The 7,774-nt window shown below is 49.5% G+C and carries 8 protein-coding genes; 4 read left to right on the top strand and 4 right to left on the bottom strand.

Annotated elements, in window-relative coordinates; genetic code table 11:
* Window positions 1-144 precede the first annotated feature (144 nt).
* Entirely contained in the window at window positions 145-1,158 is a 1,014-nt protein-coding gene (locus KKF06_00460) for a serine/threonine protein kinase (GenBank protein ID MBU1616239.1), read from the bottom strand.
* Window positions 1,159-1,282: 124 nt separating this feature from the next.
* Here KKF06_00460 and KKF06_00455 point away from each other — a divergent pair, with 124 nt between their 5' ends.
* Window positions 1,283-1,765 (top strand): 3-isopropylmalate dehydratase small subunit, encoded by a 483-nt coding sequence (locus KKF06_00455; GenBank protein MBU1616238.1) that lies wholly within the window; start codon window positions 1,283-1,285, stop codon window positions 1,763-1,765.
* Here KKF06_00455 and KKF06_00450 read toward each other — a convergent pair.
* Complete coding sequence (locus KKF06_00450; protein ID MBU1616237.1) at window positions 1,762-2,814, bottom strand: 3-isopropylmalate dehydrogenase; 1,053 nt, start codon at window positions 2,812-2,814, stop codon at window positions 1,762-1,764. The genes KKF06_00455 and KKF06_00450 overlap by 4 nt on opposite strands.
* 238 nt (window positions 2,815-3,052) lie before the next feature.
* Here KKF06_00450 and KKF06_00445 point away from each other — a divergent pair, with 238 nt between their 5' ends.
* Window positions 3,053-3,676 (top strand): hypothetical protein, encoded by a 624-nt coding sequence (locus KKF06_00445; protein ID MBU1616236.1) that lies wholly within the window; start codon window positions 3,053-3,055, stop codon window positions 3,674-3,676.
* Here the strand turns inward: KKF06_00445 and thiE are convergent.
* Complete coding sequence (gene thiE / locus KKF06_00440; protein ID MBU1616235.1) at window positions 3,644-4,672, bottom strand: thiamine phosphate synthase; 1,029 nt, start codon at window positions 4,670-4,672, stop codon at window positions 3,644-3,646. The genes KKF06_00445 and thiE overlap by 33 nt on opposite strands.
* Entirely contained in the window at window positions 4,673-5,518 is an 846-nt protein-coding gene (locus KKF06_00435; GenBank protein MBU1616234.1) for a M23 family metallopeptidase, read from the bottom strand.
* Window positions 5,519-5,634: 116 nt separating this feature from the next.
* Between KKF06_00435 and KKF06_00430 the strand changes: the two genes are divergently transcribed.
* Both KKF06_00430 and KKF06_00425 read left to right on the top strand, forming a co-directional pair.
* Window positions 5,635-6,975: a protein kinase gene (locus KKF06_00430; GenBank protein ID MBU1616233.1), complete on the top strand. Its 1,341-nt coding sequence runs from the start codon at window positions 5,635-5,637 to the stop codon at window positions 6,973-6,975.
* 41 nt (window positions 6,976-7,016) lie between these two features.
* Window positions 7,017-7,583 carry a hypothetical protein gene (locus KKF06_00425; GenBank protein ID MBU1616232.1) on the top strand — a complete coding sequence of 189 codons (567 nt, stop codon included), beginning with the start codon at window positions 7,017-7,019 and terminating at the stop codon, window positions 7,581-7,583.
* Window positions 7,584-7,774 lie beyond the last annotated feature (191 nt).

Here is a 7,774-nt window from a genome sequence, read left to right as displayed (position 1 = left end):
TGCCGAAGAATTGGGGACAGTTGACGTGGACCTTTTAACTCTACCGCCGATCATACTTGACGATAACTTCCAAATATACTTAAATGCTCTTAACGGGGAGTTGGCCCATCAGGGGGGGCACCATGTCCCCGGACTGCCCAGATTTTATTTGGGGCGAAAAACCAGCCAGCCTGGCAATCGATCAATGATCCGTTCTATCTGCTTTAAGATAACCCAGGCAGTTTTGCGAACAAACCTCCCCCAGCGGGATTCTTCCTTGGGCAGGGAAACCAAAGCAATGTCTACCGCCCTAATTATCTCATCGCAGGTCCTGAATCTTTTTTCCGGACTATGGGCGAGCATCCCTTTTACTAATGCCCGGACCGGCTTGGGGAACGAGTATAAACCAAGCGAGAACCGGCCTTCCAGGATCCTGGCCGCCGTCGCCAGATCGTTGTACTCCTCCCCTTGCCTGGCAAATGGATGCTCGAGAGTCAAACTTGTGTAAAAAACGATCCCGAGTGAAAAAATATCGGCCGCGGGACCAATTGGTTCGCCACGCAATCGCTCCGCTGAAAAATATGCTCTAGTCCCAATTTCCGGCGAAGCGGGAAAATAACCTACCAGGCCAAGGTCTATCACTTTGATCTCACCGCTGGCAGAGATCATAATATTTTCAAGCTTGATGTCCCGGTGGACCAACCCGAGGCGATGAATAAAGTTGACCCCGTCGGCGGCGTGGCGCAATATTTCGAGTGAACGGCGAAGCGAAAGGCCAAACCCTTGAACATCCTCAACCTCACACAAAGTTTCCAATAAATCTTGACCTTCAATTAACTCCAAAGCCCGGAAAGAGGTTCCCTCTTCAGTTCCAGACCCCAACATGTTAACGATCGCATTGTGGCCACCAGCACCGGAAATCAACTCCATGGCCAATGTTTCCACCGGTTGCGCGTTGGGAACTAAAACTGGCCGCTTATCGATCTTTAGGACCGATCTTTCCCCCCGGGCGGTTAGCGCGTGCCAGACTTCCCCTTCCGCCCCGGCGCCAAGCGGTTTTACCAGCTTGTATCCGCCCAAAACTCTGCCTGGCTGCAAATTCACAGAGCGGTTCCCGATCCCCCTGGCCAGAGGATTGACCATTGTCGTCCGGCGCACAATATCCGCTTTATAGGTCATTAGTCCTCCAAGAGACTTGATGGCTCTCTACATATATATCGTAAGAAAAGAGCAAATATTGCATCATTTAAGCGGATTCCCGGGTGTTGAAGTCCCACTTCAAGGATGCTAAAATGGTTTCATGATGAAGGGAAAAGCATGGAAATTCGGCAATAATATCGATACCGACCTGATCATCCCGGCCAGGTATCTCAACACCTCCGATCCGGCTGAGCTCGCCCAGTACGCCATGATGGACGCCGACTCGGAATGGGTCGATAAGATGACCCCCGGGGACTTTATCGTCGCGGGAGATAATTTCGGTTGCGGCTCCTCGCGCGAACACGCTCCGATCGCCCTCAAAGCAGCCGGGGTTGCGGCCATCATTGCCAAATCATTTGCCAGGATCTTTTACCGGAACGCCATCAACATTGGCCTCCCGATCCTGGAGTCACCCCAGGCGGGAGAGGAGATCAAAGAAGGAGACACGGTTGAGGTCGACCTGGCAAGCGGAACCATTACCAACAAAACCAGCGGTAAAACTTACAAAGCACAAGCTTTCCCCGAATTCATGCAAAAGATCGTCGACAAGGGCGGTCTGATCAATTACCTGAAGGCCAAAGCCTAGATAAGGCTGGCAACGGTATCCCCTACTTCCTTCGTCCCCATCCCCATTTTCCCGGCCGCCTGTGACGGCATTTTGGCTACGGTCTTAATAATCGCCTGTTCAATGTCGGCTGCCGCTTTTTCTTCCCCTAACTGGCTAAGCAGAAGCTGCATAGCGCCGATCGCCGCCAGAGGATTAATAACATTCTTGCCGGTATATTTTGGAGCGGAACCGCCGATCGGTTCGAACATCGAAACGCCGTGCGGGTTGATGTTCCCCCCCGCCGCGATCCCCATCCCCCCCTGGATCATCGCCCCCAGGTCGGTAATGATATCGCCGAACATATTGTCGGTGACAATGACGTCAAACCACTCCGGGTTCTTGACAAACCACATGCAGGTCGCGTCAACGTGCGCGTATTCCCGTTTGATATCGGGATAATCTTTGGTTCCGATCTCATGAAACACCCTCTCCCACAGATCAAAAGCGAAGGTCAGAACATTGGTCTTGCCGACCAGGGTCAGGGTCTTCCGCTTGTTCCGTTTACGGGTGTATTCAAAAGCATAGCGCAAACATCGCTCCACCCCTTTACGGGTGTTAACCGAGACCTGGGTCGCGATCTCGTCCGGGGTCCCTTTGCGGAGGTAACCGCCAGTGCTGGCATAGAGCCCTTCGGTATTCTCGCGGACTACGACAAAATCGATCTCCGCCGGCCCTTTGTCCTTGATCGGAGTGTAAACGTTCGGGTAGAGAATGACCGGCCGGAGGTTAATATATTGGTCAAGAGCAAAGCGGAGCTTGAGAAGGACCCCATGCTCCAGGATCCCGGGTTTGACCTCCGGATCGCCGACCGCTCCAAGATAGATCGCGTTATACTTTTTCAGTTCGGCAACATCTTCGTCGGTGACCAGCTCGCCGGTCTTGAGGTAACGCTTTCCGGAAAAGTCGAACTCTTTAAGTTCGTACTGAATATTATACTTTTTGGCGACTGTTTTCAGGGCCTTTAACCCTTCGGCCACCACCTCCGGCCCAGTCCCATCTCCGCCAATAACCGCTATTTTATATGTCATTTTAATTTCTCCCTCCAATTCACGACGTATAAATAATAGCAAAAACAGTGAAATTTATCAAGAAAAATAGCGATAAATGATCAGAATGTGCGCTCAAATGGTCTCAAGTGTCCCGCCCCCAATGCCTCTGCAACCAAGAAATATTGTTGCGGCCAGAGGTCCACGTCAGCTTACTAAAACTCATGCTCAATCGGTTATTACTCGGTTACTACGGCTCCAGGAACACGCCAAAAAGGAAATGACCGAACCTATCTGCTCGCTCATGGTCTTGCTATTTTCATTTGAAAGCCTTCCGACAAACGAAGCCCTAAGGTCCTTTTTAGCCAATACTTATGTTACTGACCAATCTGACTCTTTGTACATTCATGATATACCACGCCTGATCAGCAAATTAAGATGCCGACCAAGCAATGAATTACTTAGTTTCCCCATCTTGCAAAGAATCAATTCTGCCGTCCAGGAACAAACCGCAAGGATAGATCGGTCTTCGATCAACGAAAAAACATTTACCGCACACCAATACATAGGACGAATCAGGCAGCTGATCAAGATGGTCTGTTTGCGAAATACCGCCGTTGTAGGCAGCGTGGTCCCTCTGTCTATATTACAGCAACACGGCAGATTGATGAACTGGCTCTATCCATTAAAATCGCTGAACAGACTACTTTCTCAAACCCCAGCTACCACCAAACTAGAGGAACATATTATCCTGGACGAAACTTATTTAAAACTCTTCTGGACAGAGATCGAAGCCAAAAAATTCAAACCAAACCAAAAAATCGGTTTAAGTGATTTATTGGAGATCAACAAAGCAGTACAGACAAAATATTCAGCGAAGATGAGTCGCCAACAAAATCGCTGACCTGATAACCGCGAACCGTTGACAACCGGTTTTAACGATATCTTGATAATTTGAGCTATCTATCCCACCAATCGCCACCACTGGTACTTGCACTGCCTTCAATACTTTTTTCAACAGTTTTAATCCAACCGGTTTACCCAGCGGCTTGCTCGGCGTTTTGAAGATCGGCCCGCAACTGATGTAGTCGGCCCCCAGTTTGGCCCCCCTGATCGCCTGCTCCAGGCTATGAGTCGAGAGCCCGATGATCTTATCGTCACCGATCTTTTCTCTCACTTTACCAACTGTCAGTTTGGCAATATCTTCCTGCCCCAAATGGACCCCATCCGCCCCAACCTGCTCGACCAAATCCCAGTAGTCGTTGAGAATAAAGATCGCGCCGTGTTTTCTAGCCAGGGGAGATATCCTTTTAGCCAGTTGCGAATACTCGTCTTTACTGATCTTTTTATCCCTTAACTGGATCATTTTCACGCCGGCCGCCAGCGTTTTTTGGGCAACTCTCAAGTGGTCCAGGGACGGATCGGTCACGACGTAAAGGTCAAAGTCGAGCTTGATCGCTTTCTCTAATTTAGGAACAATCTCCTTCTCCAAATCGTAGAGCTGGAACCGGGCTTCTTTAAAAGTTCGGCCGTAAGCCGGTTTGATCAACTTGGAAAATTCCTCCAGAGAGCGGACCGCTTCTTCACCCCGCTTGATATTGGCCAGAAAAACCGCTTTCAAGTCGGTCCGCTGACCTTCACTTTCCGGATAAAGCGACCGGCCGACATCCCCGGCCGATTCCCGGTATAGATAAAAATCATCACCCAAGGGTTTAACCCCTTTTTGCAAGAGGTGCCGCAGTGCTTTGACCCGGACGGTCAGTTCCCGGTCATTAAGAATAAACCTGACGATCTCGTCAACCACCCGCAATCCTTCCATCGAGCGGTTAATATTAGCGTCAATAATCCTCATTACCTTGGCCTGCGCCTTTGCCTGTGCCTTTTGTCCAGCCTTTCCCATTTACATCTCCATCTTCACCCACTGGATTGGATCGACCCGCAAGTTGTTGACCGACATTCCCCAGTGGAGGTGAGCCCCGGAAGAGATCCCGGTGTTGCCTGATAGGGCCAATTTATCTCCCCGGCTGACCAACTGACCGACTTCGACCAGAAACTTTGAGAGGTGAAAATAAAGGGTCTGAACCCCTAATCCGTGGTCAACAACAATGGTGTTGCCAAAGGCTTTCAGCCGGCCGGTATAAACGACTTTTCCCGCATTGGGAGCGTAGACGGTAGTCCCTTGCGGCACGGCAATGTCATATCCGCGGTGACGGCCGGACGGTTTTCCGTTAACCCTCTGGATCACCCCAAAAACCATGGAAGTCTCCCCTTCGACCGGCATGGAAAATTTCCCCCGCCAGCGCTGGACAGGTTCTTTAACTACCAAAACCTTTTCGACATCGGCCCATTCGTTATTGATCAACTCCCGGCTCCGGAGCTTGTTTTTAGCCGGTTTAAGCCAGAAGGAAACGACCGGAAATTTACCTTTAGCTATAATAACCGTCTTTTTTATCGTCTTTTTACTTCCATCTGATCCATCGATCGTTAAATTAAGAGGATATTTCCCCGGTTTCTGCTCCAGGGGAATACCAACAAACCCCCGATAATAATCATCACCCTGGAAAAAACCGATCTTCTGCCCGATAAACGTGCCGCTGATCTTCACTCCGGCGGCTGCCTGGTTAAGCCTGATCTCTAAGGTTTTCCCCTGCCCGATCGATCTTGGGACAATCATCACCTGGTCAGCCGCCGCAAATATCGGGGAAACCAATAATAGAGAGATTAGGATAACGGCCTGTTTGTTCATTAATTTCATTCTAACATACTCTGAATATTCAAGGTATATTACCGGGGAAAAAGATCGCGCCGATATACAAGTTTTTCCCTTTAATATCCGATATATTAATAGAAGGAACAATACCTATGAGTATATCCAAAATTAACGCGCGTCCTCTTCATAGCGCTCCTGTAAGGACCACACCCAGAGCGACCGATATAAAAGCGGGGAGGATATTCAATAACCGTTATTTGGTTGTTGAGGTCTTGACCAGCGGCGGCATGGCCAACGTCTGCCGGGCGATCGATCTAGATCAACTGCGTCATAATCTGACCGCTTTAGGCGATCCCAGCCGCACCAGCCTTGGCCTGAATCTTTTACATCAAATTGTCAGCGGAACAAACGAAGAAGATATTGCCAAAGTTTTAAACTCCAAACAATGCAAACAACTCAAGAAACTTGGCCTTATGATGGGAACTGAAGTCCACATCAAAGCCGCCCAGGGTCATATGAAGGATTTTCTGGTCAGGGAATCTCATTTCATGGGAATCATTCCCAATCAACACGCCTCGCTTAGCATTGAACATGGTGAAACGGACGATACCGGATATTTTCTGGTCCAAAGATCGATCGATGGCTACACCCTGGACGCGTTGCTCTACGAAAGAGATTTTGACCTGTCTGAAGCGATCAATATAATCCGTAATGTCCTGGTCGGCCTGGATGCCGCCCACCGCCAAACATTTAATGGCTATACAGGCTTTGTCCACCGGGATATTAAGCCGGCCAATATTGTGGTCGATCATGCCAGGCGTGTCTATATTATTGATTGGGGAACGGTCCATCCGATGCAGGAACAAATTGACGATCAGCTTATCGGCACGGTCAGTTACATGGCCCCTGAACAGATCCGGGGAAATACCCGGCTTGATGCCAGGACCGATATTTACGCGCTGGCTATAATTTTCCAGGAAATGGTGACCGGAGTAAAAAGTCCAATGCGCACGATTGACGTGCCCGGTTTATTGTCCCAGGAAAAATTAGCCCATATAATGTGGAAAAAAACGCACACCGAAATGCCCCCTCTTGCCGCCAGTTCTATTGCCGATAAACTAAAAGTAGATACTGTTTCCGGCGAGACCGCCTCCCCAACCATCGAATTTAACAAGCTATCCAGACATATCCAGGACCAGATCAACCTGCTCCACAGCCAGCTTAACCGGATCATTTTGGAAGCTACCAGCAAAGAGATGGAAGAGAGGATCGGTGTTGGAGAAATGCTTTTCCAGCTTGACGCGATCGACAATACCTACCGGCAATTAAAAGCGGCGGAAGTTCAATATATTATTCCGGCCCGGGGAGAACAGGACGAGGACCTGCCGACCCAGGTCCTGGTTGGCGCTAATTCTCCTGTCGATCCGCTTATTGACGGAGAACCGACCGTTGTTTTTCGTAAATACCCTGAAATTTCCTCTTTTTACTCCTGATAGATATTCGGATCAATTATCGATTATTAAAGGGAGCTTTTTTGAGTACTCTAATCGCCAACATATCCCGTATCGCCAGGCCAGCCGCCAGTGAAACCCGCTGTTTTGCCGCCTCAACCAAGGTGCCGGTCGTCAGGCACTTATTCAGTTCCGGTCCGCTCACCCTGGCCGATGTTCGCCTGCCGGCAATTTGGTCACGCTATGACTCCCAGCAGCTTGACGGTTTACTTTTCACTCAATTAAACTACTTGCCACCGGAATTATCGCTATTAGATAGAATTGCCGGGCCTTGCCGTATGGTTGGCTTTGCCGCTTCTTTCCGGGAAATCTTCGGGCCAAATTTCAGGCCGCCAAGATCGGTTTACGATCGGCAGGATAACTACACCTATCGTTACTCTCCGGGATTCCCTTTCCCCAAGCCAGAGAATCCGGTTCAAAGACACCTGTCTCATAGCTTCAACCATGAAGAAGCGTCAGCTTTTCTCGGCGGCTTCACAGATATGGCCGGACAATTAGTTTTTCTCTCCCTGACTAATCCGGACGGCGCTTTTTGGACCCCTCCCCAGCTGGCCGCGAATTTCGCCTGCCTCGAGCAACTTATCCGATAAGTAACTAAACCAATAAAAAAGCGCCGACCGTTAATTAAAACGACCGACGCTTTTAAAATCTTTGAAAACCAGGCAACCCCCGACTTTTACATCGGGGCTAGGAGACGACGCGAGACCGACCTAAGAGTATTTCCGAAATAAATCGGAATGTAAACTCCTTAGAAAGGAGGTGATCCAGCCACACCTTCCGG

Source organism: Candidatus Margulisiibacteriota bacterium, from assembly GCA_018822365.1.
In the GTDB taxonomy this organism is placed as follows: Bacteria; Margulisbacteria; WOR-1; order O2-12-FULL-45-9; family XYB2-FULL-48-7; genus XYB2-FULL-45-9.
The sequence above is the reverse complement of the archived record's forward strand: the minus strand, read 5'-3'. Positions and strand labels throughout refer to the sequence as shown.

Bases quoted from the DNA above. Each gene is read 5' to 3' on its own strand.
- KKF06_00435 (MBU1616234.1), bottom strand. From the start codon at position 5,518: ATGAACAAACAGGCCGTTATCCTAATCTCTCTATTATTGGTTTCCCCG.
- KKF06_00430 (MBU1616233.1), top strand. From the start codon at position 5,635: ATGAGTATATCCAAAATTAACGCGCGTCCTCTTCATAGCGCTCCTGTA.
- KKF06_00450 (MBU1616237.1), bottom strand. From the start codon at position 2,814: ATGACATATAAAATAGCGGTTATTGGCGGAGATGGGACTGGGCCGGAG.
- KKF06_00460 (MBU1616239.1), bottom strand. From the start codon at position 1,158: ATGACCTATAAAGCGGATATTGTGCGCCGGACGACAATGGTCAATCCT.
- thiE (MBU1616235.1), bottom strand. From the start codon at position 4,672: ATGGGAAAGGCTGGACAAAAGGCACAGGCAAAGGCGCAGGCCAAGGTA.
- KKF06_00445 (MBU1616236.1), top strand. From the start codon at position 3,053: ATGACCGAACCTATCTGCTCGCTCATGGTCTTGCTATTTTCATTTGAA.
- KKF06_00455 (MBU1616238.1), top strand. From the start codon at position 1,283: ATGAAGGGAAAAGCATGGAAATTCGGCAATAATATCGATACCGACCTG.